22 protein-coding genes are annotated in these 21,770 nt (G+C 30.4%); 10 read left to right on the top strand and 12 right to left on the bottom strand.

Features of this window, described 5'->3' with window-relative positions; translation table 11 throughout:
- Positions 1-39 precede the first annotated feature (39 nt).
- Genes L8U41_RS03895 through argS form a run of 4 tightly spaced genes read left to right on the top strand, consistent with a single transcriptional unit; the run spans position 40 to position 3,879 of the window.
- Positions 40-1,422: a hypothetical protein gene (locus tag L8U41_RS03895; RefSeq protein WP_263727868.1), complete on the top strand. Its 1,383-nt coding sequence runs from the start codon at positions 40-42 to the stop codon at positions 1,420-1,422.
- Positions 1,419-2,033, top strand: a complete 615-nt coding sequence (gene gmk / locus L8U41_RS03890) for a guanylate kinase (RefSeq protein WP_263663070.1) — start codon at positions 1,419-1,421, stop codon at positions 2,031-2,033. The genes L8U41_RS03895 and gmk overlap by 4 nt, the downstream gene beginning before the upstream one ends.
- Before the next feature lies 1 nt (position 2,034).
- Complete coding sequence (locus L8U41_RS03885) at positions 2,035-2,274, top strand: twin-arginine translocase TatA/TatE family subunit (protein ID WP_039618758.1); 240 nt, start codon at positions 2,035-2,037, stop codon at positions 2,272-2,274.
- A gap of 9 nt (positions 2,275-2,283) precedes the next feature.
- Positions 2,284-3,879 (top strand): arginine--tRNA ligase, encoded by a 1,596-nt coding sequence (argS, locus tag L8U41_RS03880; protein ID WP_263702168.1) that lies wholly within the window; start codon positions 2,284-2,286, stop codon positions 3,877-3,879.
- On the opposite strand, the gene L8U41_RS03875 is transcribed toward argS, so the two are convergent.
- From L8U41_RS03875 to L8U41_RS03850, 6 genes are all read right to left on the bottom strand, one after another.
- Positions 3,876-4,394 carry a threonine/serine exporter family protein gene (locus L8U41_RS03875; RefSeq protein WP_039618755.1) on the bottom strand — a complete coding sequence of 173 codons (519 nt, stop codon included), beginning with the start codon at positions 4,392-4,394 and terminating at the stop codon, positions 3,876-3,878. The two genes, argS and L8U41_RS03875, sit on opposite strands and share 4 nt — an antisense overlap.
- On the bottom strand, positions 4,391-5,167 hold the full coding sequence (locus L8U41_RS03870) for a threonine/serine exporter family protein (RefSeq protein ID WP_263727867.1): 777 nt from the start codon (positions 5,165-5,167) through the stop codon (positions 4,391-4,393). Before L8U41_RS03870 ends, L8U41_RS03875 begins: the two co-directional genes overlap by 4 nt.
- A gap of 152 nt (positions 5,168-5,319) precedes the next feature.
- Entirely contained in the window at positions 5,320-5,925 is a 606-nt protein-coding gene (locus L8U41_RS03865; protein ID WP_263678813.1) for a DedA family protein, read from the bottom strand.
- A 49-nt stretch (positions 5,926-5,974) separates the two neighbouring features.
- Positions 5,975-6,403, bottom strand: a complete 429-nt coding sequence (locus tag L8U41_RS03860) for a trehalose-6-phosphate synthase (protein ID WP_263727866.1) — start codon at positions 6,401-6,403, stop codon at positions 5,975-5,977.
- A gap of 47 nt (positions 6,404-6,450) precedes the next feature.
- Complete coding sequence (locus L8U41_RS03855) at positions 6,451-6,933, bottom strand: peptidylprolyl isomerase (protein ID WP_263727865.1); 483 nt, start codon at positions 6,931-6,933, stop codon at positions 6,451-6,453.
- A gap of 9 nt (positions 6,934-6,942) precedes the next feature.
- Positions 6,943-7,650 carry a YebC/PmpR family DNA-binding transcriptional regulator gene (locus L8U41_RS03850; RefSeq protein ID WP_263727864.1) on the bottom strand — a complete coding sequence of 236 codons (708 nt, stop codon included), beginning with the start codon at positions 7,648-7,650 and terminating at the stop codon, positions 6,943-6,945.
- Positions 7,651-7,730: 80 nt separating this feature from the next.
- Here L8U41_RS03850 and L8U41_RS03845 point away from each other — a divergent pair, with 80 nt between their 5' ends.
- The 4 genes from L8U41_RS03845 (at position 7,731) to L8U41_RS03830 (ending at position 11,169) form a co-directional block, all read left to right on the top strand.
- Complete coding sequence (locus L8U41_RS03845; protein ID WP_263727863.1) at positions 7,731-8,276, top strand: GNAT family N-acetyltransferase; 546 nt, start codon at positions 7,731-7,733, stop codon at positions 8,274-8,276.
- Positions 8,277-8,468: a heavy-metal-associated domain-containing protein gene (locus L8U41_RS03840; protein ID WP_263727862.1), complete on the top strand. Its 192-nt coding sequence runs from the start codon at positions 8,277-8,279 to the stop codon at positions 8,466-8,468.
- Positions 8,458-10,578 carry a heavy metal translocating P-type ATPase gene (locus L8U41_RS03835; RefSeq protein ID WP_263727861.1) on the top strand — a complete coding sequence of 707 codons (2,121 nt, stop codon included), beginning with the start codon at positions 8,458-8,460 and terminating at the stop codon, positions 10,576-10,578. Before L8U41_RS03840 ends, L8U41_RS03835 begins: the two co-directional genes overlap by 11 nt.
- A gap of 66 nt (positions 10,579-10,644) precedes the next feature.
- A complete protein-coding gene (locus L8U41_RS03830) occupies positions 10,645-11,169 on the top strand; it encodes a DUF2165 family protein (protein ID WP_263727860.1) in 525 nt (174 codons plus the stop codon).
- A 30-nt stretch (positions 11,170-11,199) separates the two neighbouring features.
- Here L8U41_RS03830 and L8U41_RS03825 read toward each other — a convergent pair whose 3' ends face one another.
- From L8U41_RS03825 to alaS, 6 genes are all read right to left on the bottom strand, one after another.
- Positions 11,200-13,095, bottom strand: coding sequence for an NAD(P)/FAD-dependent oxidoreductase (locus L8U41_RS03825; RefSeq protein WP_263727859.1), 1,896 nt, complete (start codon positions 13,093-13,095; stop codon positions 11,200-11,202).
- A gap of 90 nt (positions 13,096-13,185) precedes the next feature.
- Positions 13,186-13,746 (bottom strand): sulfite oxidase heme-binding subunit YedZ, encoded by a 561-nt coding sequence (locus L8U41_RS03820; RefSeq protein ID WP_263727858.1) that lies wholly within the window; start codon positions 13,744-13,746, stop codon positions 13,186-13,188.
- Positions 13,746-14,639 carry a protein-methionine-sulfoxide reductase catalytic subunit MsrP gene (gene msrP, locus L8U41_RS03815; RefSeq protein WP_257396805.1) on the bottom strand — a complete coding sequence of 298 codons (894 nt, stop codon included), beginning with the start codon at positions 14,637-14,639 and terminating at the stop codon, positions 13,746-13,748. Before msrP ends, L8U41_RS03820 begins: the two co-directional genes overlap by 1 nt.
- A gap of 81 nt (positions 14,640-14,720) precedes the next feature.
- Positions 14,721-16,652, bottom strand: coding sequence for a penicillin-binding protein 1A (locus L8U41_RS03810; protein WP_263727880.1), 1,932 nt, complete (start codon positions 16,650-16,652; stop codon positions 14,721-14,723).
- The gene (gene maf, locus L8U41_RS03805; RefSeq protein WP_263663083.1) at positions 16,652-17,194 is read right to left on the bottom strand and encodes a septum formation inhibitor Maf; all 543 of its coding nucleotides are present in this window, start codon (positions 17,192-17,194) and stop codon (positions 16,652-16,654) included. The genes L8U41_RS03810 and maf overlap by 1 nt, the downstream gene beginning before the upstream one ends.
- A complete protein-coding gene (gene alaS, locus L8U41_RS03800) occupies positions 17,194-19,731 on the bottom strand; it encodes an alanine--tRNA ligase (RefSeq protein WP_263727857.1) in 2,538 nt (845 codons plus the stop codon). Before alaS ends, maf begins: the two co-directional genes overlap by 1 nt.
- Before the next feature lie 108 nt (positions 19,732-19,839).
- Between alaS and L8U41_RS03795 the strand changes: the two genes are divergently transcribed.
- Positions 19,840-20,916 carry a DegT/DnrJ/EryC1/StrS family aminotransferase gene (locus tag L8U41_RS03795; RefSeq protein ID WP_263727879.1) on the top strand — a complete coding sequence of 359 codons (1,077 nt, stop codon included), beginning with the start codon at positions 19,840-19,842 and terminating at the stop codon, positions 20,914-20,916.
- Entirely contained in the window at positions 20,913-21,770 is an 858-nt protein-coding gene (locus L8U41_RS03790; protein WP_263702155.1) for a Gfo/Idh/MocA family protein, read from the top strand. Before L8U41_RS03795 ends, L8U41_RS03790 begins: the two co-directional genes overlap by 4 nt.

The raw sequence follows: 21,770 nt of genomic DNA, 5'->3' as shown, positions 1-21,770 counted from the left end.
TTTTAAAATAATACATTTCTTTAACTTGGGAGATGACAGATGAAGGTTGTGCTGATAAATTCTAATGTAGCTGTTTCAAAATTAATTAGCTTGGGGGTTCAAAAACTAGGTTATGAATTTGAAGAGCTTGCAAATGCTGAAGAACTTGAAGACTTTTATGATATTATCATCATAGATCATGATATTGAAGCCAATTTAGATGAATTGAAAAGTAAATGTAATAGATTGATTTATTTATTGCCTAGAAACCAAGAGCAAGTAGAAGGCGTAGAGTGTTTATATAAGCCTTTTTTACCGACTGATTTTATAGAACTTTTGGGTAATGAAAAAACTTTAAGTGAAAGTAAGGATAGCACTTTAGAAGAAGATGAATTGAGTTTTGATGAGGATGTTTTAATTGATAAAGATATGCCTTTAGATGGAAATGAACTTTTGGCTGGTATTGATTTGTCTGAGCATGAAGAAAGTTTAAGTGAAGATGATTTAAATCTGCAAGAAGATTTTTTTGAAGAAAATTTAGATAATTCATTAGAAGTTGAAGATAAATCTAAATTATCAAATGAAGCTGATATTGACAAGGAATTAGATGATAAGTTAACATTAGTAGATGAACAACATGAAGAAAATATAGAAGAAAATATAGAAGAAAATATAGAAGAAAATATAGAAGAAAATATAGAAGAAAATATAGAAGAAAATATAGAAGAAAATATAGAAGAAAATATAGAAGAAAATATAGAAGAAAACCCCGCCGAATTTGATTCTCTTGATGATTTACCTATGGTTGAAGAAATGAGCGAAAAAGAGATGAGTTTTGATGATTTACCTGAAGATGCTCAATTTATTGGTGAAGCAAAAGATGATGATAGTGTTGCAGAAGAAAATGAACCTTTAGTAGAAGAGGTTTTTGAAGATGAAAGTATAGATGATTTTCAACCAGAAGAGGAGTTAAGCACTCAAGATAAAATAAAAGAAGAATTAGCTGCTATTGATGAACTAGATGAAGAATTTGGTGATATTGATGAGAATTTAATGAGTGATTTTGATATGCAGGATTTAAGTGAGGGTGAAGATTTACAAATGAAATCACAAGCCGATGTGAATGAGGAAAATATAGAGGAAAATATGAGTGAAGTTTTAGATAAAACGCAAGATGAATTTGCAAATTTAAACGAAAATGATATTATGTTAGCTTTAGGAGAAGAACTTGCTCCAGCTATTGTAGAAAAGAAAGAAATAAGCAAGGTAAACACTGAAGAAAAAGCAGAGAATTTACAAGAAGATGAAATGGTAAATGAGCTTAGTAAAAGCATAGCTCAAACTATCACTTCGAGTATTACCGATGATACTTTAAAAGCAGCCTTAAAAGGCATGAAAATGAATATAAACATTAACATAAGCTTTGATGAGGATAAACATTGAGTGGTCAAATTTTAATCATCTCAGGGCCAAGTGGAGCAGGTAAGAGTACCTTGCTTCAAAGGCTTTTTAAAGAAAAAGATAATATTTATTTTTCTATTTCAAGTACAACAAGAGCTCCTAGAGAAAATGAAAAAAATGGAGTAGATTATTTTTTTATTAGCGAAGAAGAATTTAAACAAGGTATAGAAAAAGGTGATTTTTTAGAATGGGCTTTGGTACATAAAAATTATTATGGCACTTCGTTAATCCCTGTGAAAAAAGCATTACAAGAGGGTAAAAGTGTCATTTTTGATATCGATGTGCAAGGTTTTTGTATAGCTAAAGAAAAAATGCCTGAATATATTACTTCTGTTTTTATTACAACTAAAAATAAAAAAGAACTTGAAAAAAGATTGCTTAAGCGAAATACTGATAAAATAGAAGATATTAGCAAAAGATTGGAAAATGCTAGTGATGAAATGGCTTATTTGGATCGATATGATTTTTTAATCATAAATGATGATCTTGAAAAAAGCTATAGGGAGTTAGAAGCGGTTTTTGAAGCTTCAAAATTAAAAAGTACAAAACATGATTTAAAACAAATTCAAATTCAATGGAATAAAGGAGAATAAAATGCATATGCCAAGCGGAACTCAATGGTTGATTATATTACTTATAGTAGTGTTACTTTTTGGTGCAAAAAAAATTCCAGAGCTTGCTAAAGGCTTAGGAAAAGGTATTAAAACTTTTAAAGATGAAATGAATACAGAAGATGATAAAAAAATCGTTCAAGAAGATGCGCAAAAAATTGAAAAAATCAATGAAAAAGATGTTCTTGTAAAAGAAAATAACGAAGAAGTAAAAAAAGCTTAAGGCAATACATTGAAAACTTTAGTTTATAAAGAAATTAAAGAAAAATTAGGAAGAGATTTTATCTTAGAAAATCCCAAGAATAAAAATCTAGCTCATTTTGCCACGCCTTTGGCTTTTTCTTTGGCTAAAGAATTAAAGCAAAATCCTATGATAATTGCCAATGATATTGTTGCTAAGTTAAAAGATTGTGATTGTTTTGAAAGTGTAGAGGCTTTAAATGGTTATGTAAATTTTAAACTTTCAAAAGCTTTTTTAAATTCTTTGGCTACGCAAGCTTTGGGCGATAGTGAAAATTTTGCAAAAGATGATAAAAAAGAGCAGAGTTTTTTACTTGAATATGTGAGTGCAAATCCGACAGGACCTTTACACATAGGACATGCTAGAGGGGCTATTTTTGGTGATACTTTAACTAGAGTTGCTAGGCATTTAGGGTATAAATTTGATACAGAATATTATGTCAATGATGCAGGTAATCAAATTTATCTTTTAGGTCTTTCTATATTACTTGCAGTAAAAGAGCATTGTTTAAAAGAGCAAGTTCAATATCCTGATGAGTATTATAAAGGCGAATATATCGTAGATGTAGCAAAAGAAGCTTTTGTTGATTTTGAAAAAGATTTCTTTGTAGAAGAAAACATTCCGCAATTAGCACTTTGGGCTAAGGATAAAATGCTTAAAATTATCAAGCAAAATTTGGCCGATGCTAAGATATTTATTGATACTTATGTGAGCGAAACAAGTTATTATAATGAATTAGAAAATACCTTAAAAGCTTTAAAAGAGCATGGTGGTACTTATGAACAAGATGGTAAAATCTGGCTTGCATCAAGTGCTAAAGGCGATGAAAAAGATCGTGTGATTATTAAAGATGATGGAAAAGGAACTTATCTAGCTGCTGATATAGTTTATCATAAAGATAAAATGAGCCGTGGTTATGATAAGTGTATTAATATATGGGGAGCTGATCATCATGGCTATATAGCTAGAATGAAAGCTGCTATGGAATTTTTAGGTCATGATAGTCAAAATCTTGAAATTATCTTAGCGCAAATGGTTTCATTATTAAAAAATGGTGAGCCTTATAAAATGAGCAAAAGAGCAGGAAATTTCATCTTAATGGGTGATGTTTTAGAAGAGCTTGGCAGTGATGTGTTAAGATATATTTTTATTAGTAAAAAATGTGATACACATTTAGAGTTTGATGTAGATGAGTTTAAAAAAGAAGATAGCTCTAATCCTGTGTATTATATTAATTATGCTCATGCTAGAATTCATCAAGTATTTGCTAAAGCAGGTAAGAGTGTAGATGATGTTATGCATGCTAAATTTGAGAGTTTAAATGAAGATGGTATGAATCTTTTATTTGAAAGTTTAAATTTAAAAGCAGTGCTTAATGACGCATTTGAGTCAAGAGCCTTGCAAAAAATTCCTGATTATTTAAAAAATTTAGCTTCTTTATTTCATAAATTTTATAATGAAAATAAAGTAGTTGGCTCAGATAATGAAGATGAGCTTTTAAAACTTTTTGCCGTATGTGCTTTAAGTGTTAAAACAGCTTTTGCGCTTATGGGGATAGAAGCAAAAAATAAAATGAATCACGATTAATTTTGATCGTGATTTTTACTTTTTTTAATACTTCTTGTCATCATAAAGCTTTGCTCAAAAAATAAAAGCAAAGTCACACTTACTCCTACTGCTAAGGCTAGTGTTACTGAAAGTGTTGTAAAAAAATGATCAAAAAATTGAATCAAGAAATTAGTCTTTTCGCTAATATCTTCTGAGCGTATAAAAGAAATTAAATACAATATGGCCTTATATGCATAAATTCCAGGTATCATAGGAATGAGAGCGGGAAAAGCTATGATTTCAGCAGGTGTTTTAAAAATCTTAGCTAAAAATAAACCAAGACAACCTATACTAAAAGAAGCTATAAAGGTTGCAATAGCCAAGGTTTGAAAGCCAAAATATCCCATCAAGGTAAAGCGCATACCATGAGCTATAGCGGCTAATATGGCTGAGAGTATGAGTGTTTTAAAGGGTGGATTACACACATAAGCAAAACCAAAACCTGTTAAAGCTGCAAAAAACATATCCCAAAGTATAGAAGAATAATCAATCATCTTAAAGTCCCAAAATCATTAATACCAAGAGTAGTGTAAATTCCAATGGCAATACAGCATACTAATATTGCCACACTAATAATACGACTAAGTCCCATAAGTATATGATCTTTTAAAATGTCTATAACGGAGTTTATAAAATAAACCCCAGGAATTAAATACAATATACTAGAACCCAAAGCAACATTAGCTTCTTGCACGAGTTTTAAATCCACCCCAAAAAATACAATAAAAGAGGATAAAAAAGAACAAATAATGTATTGAATTCTTAAATCAATTTTTATTCTAGTGAGTAAAACTCTTAAGCTAAAACCTACTAAAGTAGCTAAAAATACAAATAAACAGCCATAAAAATCTCCTCCAAATAGCTTGCAAAATGCTGAATTTGCCACTGATACTAAAAATAAATTCGCTAAAAAAGGATTTCTTGTGCTTTGTTTGAGTTTTAAAAGAGAAAATTTAGCTTCTTCTAGGTTGTATTTACGATCATGAATTTGCCAGCTTAATGCACTAAGCTCTAAAATAAGTTTAAAGTTAATGTGATTGTGTTTATTAGGTATGATATAGGTTCTTTGTATGGAATTATCATCTTTATCAAAAATATTTAGTGTGGTATGGTGAAAGAAAAAATTCATGTTAATCTCATAACCATATGCATTAGCTATCCTTCCAACGCACTTTGCTACTCTTGCTGTGTAAGTTCCAGCACTTAGAAAAACACTAATGTATTCGATTAAAAAATCCGTTAAATTTTGAATAGATGGCTTTTGCATAACCTTTTTTCTTTGAAATAATTTTTATAAGATTTTATCAAAAATCAAATATAAAATCATATAAATTTAAATGTTTTTAGAAAAATATATATTAAATTAAAGAAAATAATAAAATACCTAGCTAATGAAACTAGGTATTTAAAAATGAAATTTTAAGATATCTTTTTTCTTTTTTGGATATAGATATAAATAGCCACAATCATAGTGGCAAAAATAATACAAGCTACAATAACAAAATGCAAATATTCTTTGATTAAATCTTCATTTTTACCTAAAACATAGCCTAATATAAGCAAAATTAAACACCAAATTCCAGCCCCTAAACTAGTATAAAATATAAACTTTTTCAAATTCATTCTTGCTAATCCTGCAGGTAAAGAAATATACTGACGCAAACCAGGGATTAATCTACCACTAAAGGTTGATATCTCACCATGTTTGTTAAAAAAGGCCTCAAATTGAGCAAATTTTGCTTCATTAACTCCAAAATATTTGCATATTTTCAAAAGAACTTCCCGTCCTAAAAAATAACATAAATAATAATTAAGCAAAGCTCCTAAAAGAGCTCCAAAAGTCCCACAAAGCAGACATAGCCAAAAGTTAAGTTCATTTTGATGGGCTAAATATCCAGCAGGTATCATCACTACTTCACTGGGAAAAGGAAAAAAGGAACTTTCTACAAACATAAGAAAAATAATCCCCCAATAACCCCAATCTTTTGCAAGAGTGAGTAAAAAATCTATAATATCACCAAGCATAAATAACCTTTATTTTTTAAGCTAATGATATAAGTTTAGTTTTAATGTTTTAAAAATACAACATCGCTTTTGCACAAATGACTATTAAAATACATAAAATCAATGCAATCAAGTGAGATTTCAAAGGATCTTTTCTTTTTAAAACTTTTATAAAAAATAAAGAATAAAAAGTCAAAGCTAGCATTGTTATTAATAATAAAAGCTTGATAAATAAAAATATGCCAAAATTACTCGCAAAAAAATCCCAAAAAGAGTTAATTTCATAAAAGCTCAAAAGATAAAATCCACTTAGTAAAAGTAAGATAAAAATACCAGCAAAAATAAAAATACTTGATTTAGTATAGGCTTTTTTGATTTTATCACAATCTTCTTTGTTTGCGTGTTGATAAGCAAAGCGATAAACACATACATCAAAAAATACATAGGCTATAAAAAATACAGCGCAAATAAGATGAATACAAATAAAAATAAAATGCATAATTAATCTCCTTAAAAATCATAGCACAATTTTAAGGAGATGTAAAATTAAAGTTTTTCTAAAATTTGGATAGTTTTGATTTTATCTCCTGCTCTAATGCTATCTAGTACTTCCAAACTTTCTTTATCTTCAGGGTTAATTTGCCCAAAGATAGTATGCACTCCGTCTAAATGAGGCTGTGGGCTGTGACAAATGAAAAATTGCGATCCGCCTGTATCTCTGCCAGCGTGAGCCATAGATAAGCTACCTCTTAAGTGCTTGTGTTTTTGATCGTCACATTCACATTCTATCTCATAGCCAGGGCCACCTGAGCCTATACCATAAGGACAACCACCTTGTATCACAAAATTTGGAATCACGCGGTGAAAAACAAGCTCATCATAAAAACCATCATTGGCTAAGTTGGCAAAATTACACACAGTTTGCGGTGCTTCATCAGGAAATAATTTTAATTTTATATCACCTTTTTCGGTGCTAATGATAGCAAAATTGTATTTTTTTGCATTTTTTGTGTCGATTTTTTTAAGCATTTTTTGATCCTATTCTATATTAGTATAAACTGCTTGTACATCATCATCATCTTCTAATTTATCAAGCAATTTTTCAATATCAAGAAGTTGTTCTTCGCTAAAATTTACAGGATTGTTTGCAAGATATTCAAGTCCTGCTTTTTTAAGCACTAAACCTTTTTTTTCTATGGCATTGCTAAGCTCACCAAAAGCAATGTAATCACCTATAATTAGTAATTCCTCTTCATTTTGTTCAAGCTCTTCAAGTCCTGCATCAATGAGTTCAAGCTCAAGTTCTTCTAAATCTCCATCATATTTTTCAAGATGAAAAACAGCTTTGTGTGAAAACATAAAAGTTAAAGAGCCATTTTGTAAAATTTCTCCACCATTTTTGCTAAAAATCGCTTTTACATTGGCTACTGTACGTGTAGGATTATCACTCATGCACTCAACAATGATTAAAGCTCCATGTGCTGCTTTTCCTTCATAGTGGATATTTTTAATATCAGCACTATCTTTTCCACTTGCTCTTTTAATAGCTGCATCGATATTGTCTTTTGGCATATTATTAGCTTTTGCAGTAGCTATGGCACTACGAAGCTTTGGATTCATATCAGGATCAGCTCCGCCTTCTTTTGCTGCTACTTGTATAGCCTTTGCAAGTTTTGGAAAAAGTTTGCTCATTTTATCCCATCTTGCTTCTTTAGAGGCTCTGCGATATTCAAACGCTCTTCCCATAAATTCTCTCTTTCTTATATTGTTTTAAAGTTAAAAGTATAAACTAAGAAGTCTAAATTTGATTTTAAAGGAGTAAAAGAGTGATCAGAAAAGCTAGAAAAGATGATGTTAAAAAATGCATACAATTGCTTGCTTTAGCAATGGATCATTTTATATACAAACTTAGTGGTTATAATGATCATCAAAAAGCCATAGAGGTTTTAGAAAATTTCTTCACTCAAGAAAATAATCGTTTAAGCTATGAAAATATATATGTTTATGAAGAAGATAGGGAAATTTTAGGTGCGATTTGTTTTTATGATGGGGCTTTGGCGGATGAGCTAGATAAGCCTTTAAATGAGCATTTAGAATTTTTAGGAATCAATGAAAAAGTTTTAAAAGAATGTGAAAATGAGTTTTACTTAGATAGTATTTGTGTGGATGAAAAAGCAAGAGGAAAAGGTATTGCTAAGAAATTGATTGAATGTGCTTTCAATGAAGCTTTAAAAAATGGTAAAAAGCTTTCATTAATCGTAGAAGATGAAAATATAAATGCAAAAATGCTTTATGAAAAAATGGGCTTTAAATTTATAAAAAATAAAATTTTTCACTCTCATAAATATGAATACAGAGAAAAAGGAGAATAAATGATTATAAAAACTAAAAATATTAATTGTCAAAGTTGTGTAAATTTAATCAAAGCTTCATTAGAAGATAAATTTGGTGCTATGCAAATAAATGTTGAAACAAAAAGCATAGAGATTGATTTAAAAGCAGAACAAGTTGAAGAGTTCAAAAAACAATTGCAAGATTTAGGTTTTGAGATAGATGAAGCATGAGTTAAAATTAAAAATAGGCAATATGACTTGTGTTAATTGCTCTAATGCTATAGAAAAAGTTTGTGCAAAAATTGATGGAGTCGAAGATGTAAGTGTTTCTTATGTCAATTCTAGCGGGGTGTTTTTGCTTAAAGATTTATCCTTGGAAGTAAAAATCAAAGAAAAAATCAAAGCTTTGGGTTTTGAGATATTACAAGAAGAGCAAAATTTATACGAGTTTAAACTCAAAGAGCTTAAAAATATGAAAACAAAGCTTATCATGAGTATAATTTTAAGCTTTATTGTGATGTATTTTGAAATGTTTGTTCAAGGAAATGTTTCTGCTTTAATTCAAATGTTTTTATCTATGGTAACGATTTTTTATTGCGGAAAAGGTTTTTTTATCCACGCTCTTAAAGGATTAAGACATAAAAATTTAGATATGAACACTTTGATATCCTTAGGTGCCTTTACTTCTTTTGTATATTCTTTTTTTGTGTATTTTGAGGTATTTAGCAAAGATGGTTATTTGTATTTTAGTGGCGGAGCGATGATTATAAGCTTTGTTTTATTAGGTAAATACTTAGAAGAAAAGGCTAAATTTAAATCCTTAGAGTATCAAAATAAATTAAAAAACATAGATATTAAAAAAGCTAATATAATCTTAGAAGATGGAAGTATAAAAAGCATACCCAGTGCTTTTGTAAAAGAAAATGATGTGATTTTAGTAAAAGAGGGTGAAAGCGTTGTCGCTGATGGGGTGATTATAGCGGGTGAAGCTGAGGTTGATGTGAGTTTTTTAACAGGAGAGTTTTTACCACTTTTAAAAAAGCAAGATGATGAGATTTTAGCAGGAAGTGTGTTGGTTAATGGAAGTTTAAAGATTAAAGCTAATAAAAAGGCGATTGAAAGTTCATTAGAACAAATCAAAGATCTTGTTTTTAAAGCAGGTAATGTCAAAACACCTTTAGCAAATTTAGCTAATAAGATTTCAGCTTATTTTGTAGCTTGTATTATAATTTTATCACTTTTTGTGTTTGCTTTTTGGTATTTTAAAGAAGGAATTAATGCAGCGTTTTTACATGCTTGTGCTACGCTTTTGATCTCTTGTCCTTGCGCTTTGGGCTTAGCAACCCCTATAGCCATAGTTAGTGCTTTAGCAAATGGAGCAAGAAATTTTATCTTAGTGAAAAATCCAGCAGTGCTAGAGAATTTAGCTAGTATAAAACTTGCTATTTTTGATAAAACGGGCACTTTAAGTCAAGATGATTTAAGTGTTTATAAGCATGATCTAACTCAAGAAAATTTTCAAAAACTCACGCAAATTGAAAATTTAAGCTCACACCCAATCGCAAAGGCTTTTACTAAAGAATTGAATGCAAATTTAAATTTGCAAGGAAAATTAAGTGTTTTAGTGGGTAGTGGTTTGCTTTATGAGGAAAATGAAGATAAATATTTAATAGGCAATGAAAAATTAATGCTTGAAAATGGTGTTGATATACAAAAAAGCAAACAATTTTTGCAAGAATTTGAAGATCAAGCACCTATATGTTTGTATTTTGCAAAAAATAAAATTTGTCTTGGTGGGGTTTGCTTGAAAAATGAACTTAAAAACGAAGCTAAAGACTTGATAGTAAATTTAAAGCAAAAAGGTGTAAAAAGTATTATTTTAAGCGGTGATAATAAAAAAAGTGTTGCCAAAATAGCAAATGAGCTTAATATCGATGAGTATTATTCTGACTTAAAACCCGAGCAAAAGCTTGATTTTATAAAAGAAAAAATTAAAAAAGAAAAAGTGCTTTTTATAGGAGATGGTATCAATGATGCTCCTGCTTTAAATTTAGCTAGTGCAAGCATAAGTTTTTCCAAAGCAAGTGAGCTTGCTAAAAAAAGTGGAGATTTGATTTTAATAAAAGATGATTTATCTTTAATAGCTTATTGTTTTGAGCTTTCTCAAAAAACTAAAAATATCATCAAGCTCAATCTTTTTTGGGCTTTTATTTATAATGCTTTGTGTATTCCTATTGCAGCAGGTTTTGTGCCATTTATAAGTCTTAGTCCGCATTTGGCAGCTTTGGCAATGTGTTTTAGTTCAGTAACAGTTGTACTAAATTCTTTAAGATTACGTTAGGTATTTAAGTTTATTTAATATTTTCTATAATATATTAATATAAATTTAACAAAAAGGAGTACTAGAATGAATTGCAACTGCGGTTTTTCTATGATGAATATAGTAAGATATTCTAAAATGATTATCTTGCTTACAGTTGCCTCTTTAGCGGCTATTGTTGTTTTTGGTAATATAACTGATTACAATTCAAATTTTCAATTTGTAAAACATGTTATGAGCATGGATACCAAACCTGATTATTTAGGTAATGCTATTGTTTATAGAGCTATTACAAATTCTACTATTCATCATATTGCCTATATTTTTATTATTTGTTTTGAAGTCTTTATTATGTTAACTGCTTTAAAAGGCGCTTTGGATATGTTTAACGCAAGAAATTCAGATGCAAAAACTTTCCATGAAGCTAAAAAATTTGGAATCATTGCTTTAACTTGTTGTTGTTTACTTTGGTTTTTTGGCTTTCAAGTAGTGGCTGCAGAATGGTTTGGTATGTGGATGAGTAAAACTTGGAATGGCTTACCTGATGCTACTAGATTAGTAACTTATATGCTTTTAGCTTTAATTTATATTAGCATCAAAAACGATGATTGATTCATCAAACTCCTAAAAAGGAGTTTGATTTTATAGTTCATTAACAGCGCGATATGCTTGATCAATTGCTGCGTGCATATAAGCATCCCAATCAGCATCTGAATTTGCTATAACGATATTACCAAAAGGTTTTCTTGCAAGTTCTATAGTTTTTTGCGCTTCTTCACTATCATCAAAAAGACTGTTTTCTGTATATGAATAACAATGCCCCCAACGATTTACAACTATAGCCTTAATGTCTCTTTCATGGTCAAATCCAGCCGAGCCTAACATGCCTTGAAGTTGATCGCGAACGATTTTTTCATGTTCTTCAAAACTCATAGTGAATAATAAATTTCTACCCACTCTAGCTCTATCTCTTGCATCCATTCCTTCAAGGTCGATTCCTTGCATAGAAGCAAATACTAAAGGCGAGCATACCATATGAACACAAATAGGCTTTTTAGGATCTCTTGGGTGATGGTATCCTCCCATATCCACAGGATAATCAAGTTTAGTTCTAGCATAAGGCATTTTTGGTGAATAAATTTCATGTACTCCAAGTTTTATAAATGGTTCCCAGTTACTTATAATAACATTTGTGTGTAAAAGTGATGTTTTTACGTTTTTACTCAAAGCATCTTTTTGATCTTGTGGCATGCTTGGTACTATGTATGGAATCATACTATTATAATTTGCCATTACAACTTTTTTAGCTTTTACTCTATAATTTTTGCCTTTATTAACATAAGTTACCAAAGCTCCATCTTTTGTGTTTTCTACATTGATAACAGTGCTGTTTAATCTTAAACGCACTTTGTTTTTAGCAAGATCAAGTTTAGAATAATCAAAATGAGCTAGAGTAACTTCATCCATATCTTTGCCTTTTTTAGATACATCAGGAATTAATCTTCTAACCATTAATCTAGCAACAGTAGCATTACCATCAGCGCAGTGGTGGATGTATGGCTCTTCCATTTCAGCTAATGCTTCTCCCTCGATTGGATCAAGTCCAAGTTTGTCAAAACCAGGTAAAAATGAAGCTCTAGCATCTTCACAAGAAACAGCATCAATACCTAAAGCCAAAAAGTCATCTGTCATACCTTCAAAGAATTTTACAGCTTGCGGTGAAAGCTTAACTTTTTCTTCTAAGAATTTTTTATAGCTTGTTTTAGCCACATACTCATCTCTTTGCTCTTTTGTCAAGCCTTTTAAATAGTCTTTTTCGCTTTTAAATAAAGCAATTAAATCTTTTTTATCTTTTTCATTAAGAGGAAAATCACCTATAAAAGCTTCAACACTTCTACCATTATGTCTTCCCTCAGGAATATCATCGCAAATTACTTTTCTAGGGTTGCCACTTACGACCTTATCTATTCCAAATTCAGCCTTAGAAAAATACACACCCCTGCTAAGATTTAAATCAGGATAAAAATTTACATCAAAACGTTTAGCAAGCTCATCAATATCCACACCCAAAGATGATAATAAATCTACTACTTCTTTAGAATATAACGCCTTTGGTGATTGAAATGTTTCGCTACCACCATAACTTAAAATAGTACCATCTTCTAAATCTATTTCATTTCTTCTAGCATGTCCACCAAAATCATCATGATTATCAAGGATAAGAATTTTTTTATCTTTTCCAAATTTGTTTTGATAAAAACAGGCAGCTGCTAAACCACTAATTCCAGCTCCAACTACAACCAAATCATATTCTTGTTTAGGTTTGATAGCGCTAAAGTCAAATTTTTCACCATCTCTTAGCATATGTGCAAATTCATAACTTGCATTATTGCTACCCCTTAGTCCAAGCCATTTTGGAGGATAGTATTCTTTGGTAAAATCTTCGATTTTGGCTTCTTTACCATATAATACTTGCAAAGGAGTCATTCCTGCAAGTATAGTTAAAGCCATTCCGTTTAAAAAATCTCTTCTTTGCATGATTGTCCTTAAAATAAGATATATCAAGTCTTATTTTAAGAATATATTTATATATTTACTCTTAAAAGTGTTTCATTTGAATATAAATTTTTATAAAAAAGTTACTTTTTTTCTCTTTTTATAGTTTTTATATAGTTTAATAAGTAGAAAAATCAAGGCTAGACTTAAAGCTAAAAAATGTGGAATTTGTGGTATTTTTGCAGATAAAAAATAATGCCAAGTTGCTAGTAAAAAGCAAAAATATCCAAGTTTTCTTATTTTACTCATTTTTTTAAAAAACTTAAATGAGCTTATAAACATAAATGTGAGTATAAAAAAGCTTACAAAACCACTAAATTCTAAATTTTTACTAAAAGTATCTTTGAAAAAAAGTATTAAATCTAAATTTTTTCCAAAAGCAAAATAATTAAAAAAGTGAATCAGAGCCCAAAAAAATGCATAAAAACCTAAAAATTTAGGGTAATCTTTTGTGTGTTTATACTTTAAAAGTGAAAAAAACAGGCTCAATCCAAAAAAGATTAAGCCGAATATACCACTATAAAAATATACAGATTTTACAATATCAAATTCTTGCATGATTTGATAAATACTAAAAATAATACTTAAAGCAAAGGCTAAAAATCCACAGATATTATAAACTTTTTTGCTCATTAAAAATTAACCTTTAAATCCATATCTTTATACAAATGTGCTACTTCTTTTTCATAGCCATTAAACATTTGTGTAGGCTTGGTGAAAAAATCTCCCAAGGGACGCTCATTTGCTTGAGACCATCTTGGATGAGAAACATTTGGATTAACATTGGCATAAAATCCATATTCTCTAGGGTTTGCTAGCTCCCATGTAGTTTTAGGTTGTTCTTTGGTAAATTCTATTTTTACAATAGATTTTATACTTTTAAAGCCATACTTCCATGGAACTACAAGACGAATCGGCGCTCCATTTTGTCCTAATAAAGGCTTTTTATACATACCCACAGCCATAAGCGTTAGTGGATGCATAGCCTCATCTAATCTTAAGCCCTCTACATAAGGATAATCAAGAGTTGGGAAAAATGAAGCTTGATCGGCAAATTGATTTTTATCAAAAAGAGTGGTAAATTTTATAAATTTAGCCTCACTTTTGACTTTGCATTTTTCTATTAAAGCACGCAATTCAAAACCAACCCAAGGCACTACCATAGACCAAGTTTCAACACAACGAAATCTATAAATTCTCTCTTCTAAAGGAAAAGCCAATAAATCTTGCATGGTTAAAGTCAAAGGCTCTTCAACTTCCCCGCTAACTTCTATTTTCCAGCCGTTTGTGTTAAAATTTTTCGCAAGCTCTACGGCTCTTTTTTTATCAGTAGAAAATTCATAAAAATTTACATAATTAGTCGCAATTTTTTCATCGCTAAGTTTTAATTTTTCATTATTAGGATCAGGAAAGAAATTTAATGCCATCAATTCAGATTGAACTAAGGCTGAACTAACTAAAGCTCCAGCACCTAGTTTTAAAAAATGGCGTCTTTTTTTATATAATTGTTCGTTTGTGATATTCATAATTTTCCTTTATAAGTTTTGTGATATTAAAACATATAAAGGAAAATAAAAGGATAATTTTTATTATATAAAAAAATATTTTTAAAAAATTATCTCACTGTTTTCAGATAGAGCAGGGTTGTTTTTTGGAAATGGAGAGGTATTGGTATAATATTCTCTTTGCTTTTCATAAATTCCTTGATAAACTCCTTTTGGAATGATAAATTTTCTAGCACTATCAGGATAAAGTTCTAAGTATTTTGTTAAAAATTCTTTAAAAACCGGAGCAGCGGTTCTTGCGCCACCTTCGATTTGTTTCATAGGTTTATTATCATCATTTCCATACCAAATGATAGCTTCTATTTCAGGAGTCAAGCCACAAAACCACGCATCTATGCTTTTATTTGAAGTACCTGTTTTTCCAGCTATTTCAATCCCTTCTACTCTAGCATTGCGTCCAGTGCCTTTTTTAACAACATTTTGCATCATATCATTGACTAAAAAGGCTTGTTCGGGTTCGCTGATTTTTCTTTCTCCTGAATTAAATTCTACTACTATTTTGCCATTTTTATCAATTACTCTTTTAATGAGTATTAAATCTTTTTGCACGCCATAGTTTCCAAATACTGTATAAAGTTTAGCATAGTCATAAATAGAAATTCCAAAGCTACCCAAAACTATAGATAAATCAACCGGTATATTCTCAAAGCCCATAAATTGAAGTTTATCATGGATCACATCAAGTCCTAGGGCAAGAGCTAAATTTATGGTAGCTAGGTTTCTTGATCCAGTTAATGCTTCTTTTAAGCTTATAAGCCCTAGAAATTTTCCACCGTAATTTTTAGGTTTCCAGTCTTTCTCATCTTCTTTGGTACTTTCAAAAATTCTTGAAATATCAGCAACCTTGCTCATAGGAGAATAACCCATGTCAATAGCAATTTGGTATAAAAAAGGTTTAAAAGAACTTCCAGGCTGTCTTAAACTTTGAGTAGCGCGGTTGAAATTACTTTTTGTATAATTTACTCCACCTACTAAGGCTAATATATCTCCATTTTGGTGATTTGCTACTATCATAGCTCCATTAAGTGTGCTTAAATTTGCATCTTTGTCTCTTTTAACTATTTCATCATAGCCAAATTTTAAAGCTTCTCTTGCAATATTTTGCACATCAAGATCTATAGCAAGCTCTATTTTATAACCGCCACTTTTTAAGTCTTTAATTCCGCTTAGTTGTTTTAAAACTTCTTGAGTAACATAAGGAGCTGCATTTTGTGTTAAAGTATCATCATATACTTTTGGAATTTCTTTTAAGGCATTTTCATACTCTTCTTTAGAAATCCAACCAAGATTATACATTCTTTGTACTACGCTATTTGCTCTAGCTAAAGAAAGATCTAAATGTCTAGTAGGATCATAAGTGCTTGGAGCCTTTGGCATACCTACTAAAATGGCAATTTCTTTCAAACTAAGCTCATCTAAATTTTTTCTAAAATACCCAAGCGCAGCAGTTTTTACTCCATAATATCCATGTCCAAAGAATATGAAATTTAAATATCTTTCTAAAATTTGCTCTTTAGTTAAAGTACTTTCTATTTTGTATGCAAGTAAAGCTTCTTTTAGCTTTCTACTTAAAGTACGCTCTGGGGTTAATTCTGTGTTTTTTATGAATTGTTGTGTAAGAGTGGAAGCTCCTTCCATGGTTTTTCCACCGCTTCTTATGATTTTAATAGCTGCTCTAAAAATCGCATCTATATTAACCCCACCATGTTCAAAAAAGCTAGTATCTTCAATGGCCACCAAAGCTTCTATAAGTCTTGGTGGAAGTTCTTCATAAGGGGCATAAAAGCGGTGTTGCTCGAAAACATTTGCAACTAATTTTCCATTTTTATCAAAAATTTGTGTTGTAAGAGGTGGTTTGTAATCTTTAAAGGTGTATTGATTTAAATCAGAATCAGAAAACAAATAAGCAATAAATATAAAAATTCCAACCGCACACACTACACAAAAAGAAAGAAATATTTTTAAAATTTTTATCATAAAAATGCTTTCAAAAGTTCTATATTAAGCCCTAGTGCTGTACTTTGATGGCCTATGATTTTTTTAATGTATTTTTTATGAAATCCCTCGCACATCACAGCTCCGGCTTTGCCTTGATAAAGTTTTGACTCAACGTATTCTTGCATATCTTTTAGATCAAATTTATCCAAAATCAAATCACACTTGCTAAGATTAAAAATCTTTTTATCTTCTAAAACTAAAATCATCGCGCTTAAAACGCTAATGCTTTTGCCACTTTGCAAATTGAGCATATTAAAAGCCTCATTATCGCTTTTAGCTTTAGTAAGAATGATATTTTGAGCACAAACTATGCTATCAGCAAATAAAACATTTTTTAAATCAGGATATTTTGCAAAAAACTGCCTTTCTTTTTCTAAAACAATTTTTTGCACATAAGAGCTTGGATTATCTTTTTTTACCAAGCTCTCATCATAATCGATAATAATTTGTTCAAAAGCGATATTTGCTTCTTTTAATAAAGCAACGCGTGAAGGCGAACTTGAAGCTAGATAAAGCATTAAGCAAGACTTTCTTCTATGATTTTCTTAGCATGATCAAGCGCTTGTTTTATTTTGCTTGTATCTTTACCGCCAGCTGTTGCAAAATCATCTCTACCACCACCGTTTCCACCAAGTATTTGCGCAATTTCTTTTACCAAAACACCAGCTTTTAACGAAGTGTCTTTAACACCTGCTGCTATGATAATCTTACCTTCTTTTTCTTGTAAAAGTAAAATCACAGCTTTGTTAAATTTATTTTTAAACTCATCTATCATGGTTTTTATATCACCATTATCTATTTTTTGCACGCAATATTGAATGCCATTTAGTTCTTTAGAGTTTAATTCTGCTTTGTTTGAATTTTTTAATTCATTTTTTAAACTAGCTATTTCATTTTTTAATTTTGCCACATAGCTTAAAATATCATGAGTTTTTAACTCTTCTTTAGCTTGGTTTAGTTCTTTTAAATTTTCATTAACATAATCAAGTGCAGCTTTGCTTACTACTGCTTCTATCCTTCTAACTCCAGCACTAACTCCGCTTTCTTTGATGATGTAAAAACTTCCTATTTCAGAGCTATTTTTCACATGGGTGCCACCGCAAAGCTCTTTACTAGCTCCTAGGGTTAAAACTCTTACTTTTTCTTGATATTTTTCACTAAATAAAGCTATGGCGCCACTTTTTTTAGCTTCATCTAAAGCCAAAATTTCAATTTTAGCTTCATTTGCTTGCATGATGTAAGTATTTACTAAAGCTTCTATTTGCTTTAATTCTTCTTTGTTTAGGGCTTTTGGATGAGTAAAATCAAATCTTAATTTATTATGCTCTACCAAAGAACCTGCTTGACTAATGTGTGAGCCAAGAATTTCTCTTAAAGCATGGTGTAATAAATGTGTCGCACTATGATGTCTTGCGATTTGTTCTCTTTTTTTAGTATCTATGCAAGCTAACACTTCATCATTTGTTTTAAGATCTTGTTTTAATTTTACTTGACTAAGATTAATATCAAAGAATTTTTGTGTGTCTAAAACCTCATTTTCATTGATAAAACCTATATCAGCACTTTGTCCTCCACTTGTTGCATAAAATGGAGTTTTTTCAAGCATTAACCATGCTATATCTCCTGCCTTTGCTTCGGTTATGATTTTAAAATTTTCATCTAAAATGGCCATGATTTTAGTTTTTTCTTCATAATTTTCATAACCACTAAAAGTATTTTTGCCAAATTTTTCTAATAAAACTTTAAAGTCCCCGCTAACTGCTTTATCTCCACTTCCTTTCCAAGAAGCTTTGGCTCTGTCTTTTTGTTCTTGCATAAGCTCATTAAACTTAGCCTCATCCACACTAAGATTTTTTTCTCTTAGCATATCTTGGGTTAAATCAAGCGGAAAACCATAAGTATCATAAAGTTTAAAAGCTACTTCACCACTAAAAATATCTTTAGTTTTTTTAAGTTCTTCATTGAAAATTTCAATACCATTTTCGATAGTGCTTAAAAATCTTTCTTCTTCTAGTTTAATCTGCTCTTTAATAAATTCTTTTTTTTCATTTAGGTAAGTATAATGCCCACCCATTAACTCACACACTACATCTACAAGCTCATACATAAAAGCTCTTTTAAGACCTAGTAAATATCCATGTCTTAAGGCACGGCGCATAATTCTTCTTAAAACATAGCCCCTACCTTCTTTATCAAAACCAACTCCTTGAGCAAGTAAAAATACACTTGATCTAATATGATCAGCGATTACTCTATAGCTAGCTCCACTTTCATAGGTATAAGTTTTGCCACAAAGTTTTGCAATACTCTCAATAATAGGCATAAACAAAGAACTATCAAAATTACTAAATTTTCCTTCTTTTATAGCACTAACTCTTTCAAGTCCCATACCTGTATCAATGCTTGGTTTTGGCAATGGAGTAAGTGTGCCATCAGCACTTCTTTCATACTGCATGAAAACGAGGTTCCAAATTTCTAAGAACCTATCTCCATCACCACCCATATAATCTTCACTAGAATTAAAATGCTCAGCACCTTGATCATAAAAAATTTCACTACAAGGCCCGCATGGTCCAGTATCGCCCATTTGCCAAAAATTATCTTTATCACCAAATTTATAAATTCTTTCTTTTTCTATATGTTTTTGCCAAAGCTCATATGCTTCATCATCACTTTCATGTACAGTTACATATAGTCTTTCTTTAGGTAGTTTTAAAACCTCAGTTACAAATTCCCAAGCATAAGCAATGGCTTGTTCTTTAAAATAATCTCCAAAACTAAAATTCCCAAGCATTTCAAAAAAAGTGTGATGCCTTGCTGTGTAGCCTACATTGTCTAAGTCATTATGTTTTCCACCAGCTCTTATACAAGTTTGACAGCTTGTTTTACGCGGAGGATTAGGGCGCGGTACTTCTCCGGTAAATATGCTTTTAAAAGGCACCATACCTGCATTAGTAAAAAGTAAAGTTGCATCATCAGGTACTAAAGGGCTTGAAGGAGTGATTTCATGTCCTTTTGATTTAAAAAATTCTAAATATTCTTTTCTTATATCCATAGATTTTCCTAGCTAGTTTTTTGCTTAAAATAATACCAAAAATACTTTAAATTAAGTAAAACTATCTTATAATCACGATTTTAAATTTACTAAGGTAATACAATGAAAATTCCTTTTATAGACTTAAATGCTCAATATAATGCTTATAAAAATGAAATCGATGAGGCTATTAGTGAAGTTTTACAAAACACTTCTTTCATAGGTGGTGCAAAATTAGAAGAATTTGAAAACAATTTAGCTAAATATGTAGGTATTAAACACGCAATAGGTTGTTCAAGTGGTACAAGTGCGTTATTTTTAGCCTTGATGGCTTTGGGTGTAGGTAAAGATGATGAGGTAATAGTGCCAAGTTTTACCTTTATAGCTACAGCTGAAATGGTTGCTCTAATCGGCGCTAAACCTGTTTTTGTAGATATTGATTTTAAAGATTATAATCTTAGTTTAGAAAAAGTTCAAAGTGCTATCACGCCTAAAACTAAAGCTGTAATTGCTGTGAGTATTTTTGGACTTATGCCTGATATGTTTGCTCTAAAAGAGCTTTGTAAAAGTCAAAATATTGCTTTGATAGAAGATAGTGCGCAAAGTTTTGGAGCTAGTCAAAAGGGTATAAAATCATGTGCTATAGCTGATATATCATGCACAAGCTTTTTTCCGTCTAAGCCTTTAGGTGCTTATGGAGATGGCGGGGCGATTTTTACCCAAGATGATGAATTAGCGCAAAAAATAAAAATTTATTTAAATCATGGACAAATACAAAGATATAAACATAAATACATCGGTATTAATGGAAGGCTTGATACTATCCAAGCAGCTATTTTAAATGTGAAATTAAAATACTTAGATGAAGAGATTAAAAAAAGAGAAGCAATAGCAAAAATTTATGATGAAAATTTAAAAAATTGTATTTTACCACCAAGGAAAGATGATTTTGTGAGTGCCCAGGCTCAATATAGCGTGCGTGTAAAGAATAGAGAAAATTTCATGCAAAAATTACAAGAGCAAGGCATACCTACTGCGGTGCATTATCCTTTAGGGCTTCATTTGCAAGAAGCTTTTGATTATCTTGCTTATAAAAAAGGCGATTTACCAAATACAGAACTTTTAAGTGATGAAATTTTATCCTTACCTATGAGTGCATTTTTAAAAGAAGAGCACCAAGCTAGAGTGATAGAGGCTTTTAAATGAAAATAGGGCTTATAGGTCTTGGTAAAATGGGTAAAAACCATTTAAGAGAACTTGAGCGTAATTTAAAAGTAAAAGAAATTCATCTTTATGATCCTTTTTGCAAAGATAAATTTAAACACTTTTTTCATAAAAATTTTGATGATTTTTTAGCACAAAATCTTGATGGTGTTATCATTGCTACACCTACTCATACGCATTTAGATATAGCTTTAAAGGTTTTTCCTAAAATAAAAAATGTTTTGATAGAAAAGCCTTTGGCGTTAAATGTTGATGAAATTTTAATCTTAGAGCAAAAAGCTAGAGAAAACAAAGTCAGAGTAGGGGTGGGTTTTTGCGAGAGATTTAATCCTGCTATTTTAACTTTTAAAGAAAAACTTTTAGAAGATGAGATTATAAGTATTAATATACAAAGAATTTCGCCTTATCCACAAAGAATAAACGATGTAGGTGTTTTAAGTGATCTTAGTGTGCATGATATTGACTTAGTTAGATTTTTAAGTCAAGAGCAAATTTTAAAAGCAAATATTTATAAAAGCTTCCATCATGATAAATTTGAAGATGAGGTAATGATAAGCTTAAAATTAGAAAATATCTTAGCAAGTATTCATGATAGCTGGAATGGACAATGTGTTATAAGAAAAATCGCACTTTTAGGTAAAAAACATACTTATGAACTTGATCTTAAAAATTTTGAACTTTTTATCAATATGCAAAAAATTCCAAATTTATATGAAAACTCTCCTTTATATGCTGAGCATGAAGCCTTTTTTGAGCTTTTGCAAAATGGGGTTTGTAAAAATTTAGCTAGCATTGAAGATGCTTTGAGAGTGCAAGAAATTTTAGAAGGTGTTTGA

It is taken from the genome of Campylobacter sp. RKI_CA19_01116, assembly GCF_025771405.1.
Taxonomy (GTDB): Bacteria; Campylobacterota; Campylobacteria; order Campylobacterales; family Campylobacteraceae; genus Campylobacter_D.
This window is presented reverse-complemented; position numbering and strand designations above follow the sequence as displayed.

What these genes read in the sequence shown, in the direction of transcription:
- L8U41_RS03885 (WP_039618758.1), top strand. Translation starts at nt 2,035, where the DNA reads ATGCATATGCCAAGCGGAACTCAATGGTTGATTATATTACTTATAGTA.
- L8U41_RS03895 (WP_263727868.1), top strand. Translation starts at nt 40, where the DNA reads ATGAAGGTTGTGCTGATAAATTCTAATGTAGCTGTTTCAAAATTAATT.
- alaS (WP_263727857.1), bottom strand. Translation starts at nt 19,731, where the DNA reads ATGGATATAAGAAAAGAATATTTAGAATTTTTTAAATCAAAAGGACAT.
- L8U41_RS03865 (WP_263678813.1), bottom strand. Translation starts at nt 5,925, where the DNA reads ATGCTTGGTGATATTATAGATTTTTTACTCACTCTTGCAAAAGATTGG.
- L8U41_RS03840 (WP_263727862.1), top strand. Translation starts at nt 8,277, where the DNA reads ATGATTATAAAAACTAAAAATATTAATTGTCAAAGTTGTGTAAATTTA.
- L8U41_RS03825 (WP_263727859.1), bottom strand. Translation starts at nt 13,095, where the DNA reads ATGCAAAGAAGAGATTTTTTAAACGGAATGGCTTTAACTATACTTGCA.
- L8U41_RS03860 (WP_263727866.1), bottom strand. Translation starts at nt 6,403, where the DNA reads ATGCATTTTATTTTTATTTGTATTCATCTTATTTGCGCTGTATTTTTT.
- L8U41_RS03790 (WP_263702155.1), top strand. Translation starts at nt 20,913, where the DNA reads ATGAAAATAGGGCTTATAGGTCTTGGTAAAATGGGTAAAAACCATTTA.
- L8U41_RS03850 (WP_263727864.1), bottom strand. Translation starts at nt 7,650, where the DNA reads ATGGGAAGAGCGTTTGAATATCGCAGAGCCTCTAAAGAAGCAAGATGG.
- L8U41_RS03870 (WP_263727867.1), bottom strand. Translation starts at nt 5,167, where the DNA reads ATGCAAAAGCCATCTATTCAAAATTTAACGGATTTTTTAATCGAATAC.
- L8U41_RS03830 (WP_263727860.1), top strand. Translation starts at nt 10,645, where the DNA reads ATGAATTGCAACTGCGGTTTTTCTATGATGAATATAGTAAGATATTCT.
- L8U41_RS03835 (WP_263727861.1), top strand. Translation starts at nt 8,458, where the DNA reads ATGAAGCATGAGTTAAAATTAAAAATAGGCAATATGACTTGTGTTAAT.
- L8U41_RS03875 (WP_039618755.1), bottom strand. Translation starts at nt 4,394, where the DNA reads ATGATTGATTATTCTTCTATACTTTGGGATATGTTTTTTGCAGCTTTA.
- msrP (WP_257396805.1), bottom strand. Translation starts at nt 14,639, where the DNA reads ATGAATATCACAAACGAACAATTATATAAAAAAAGACGCCATTTTTTA.
- L8U41_RS03820 (WP_263727858.1), bottom strand. Translation starts at nt 13,746, where the DNA reads ATGAGCAAAAAAGTTTATAATATCTGTGGATTTTTAGCCTTTGCTTTA.
- L8U41_RS03855 (WP_263727865.1), bottom strand. Translation starts at nt 6,933, where the DNA reads ATGCTTAAAAAAATCGACACAAAAAATGCAAAAAAATACAATTTTGCT.
- maf (WP_263663083.1), bottom strand. Translation starts at nt 17,194, where the DNA reads ATGCTTTATCTAGCTTCAAGTTCGCCTTCACGCGTTGCTTTATTAAAA.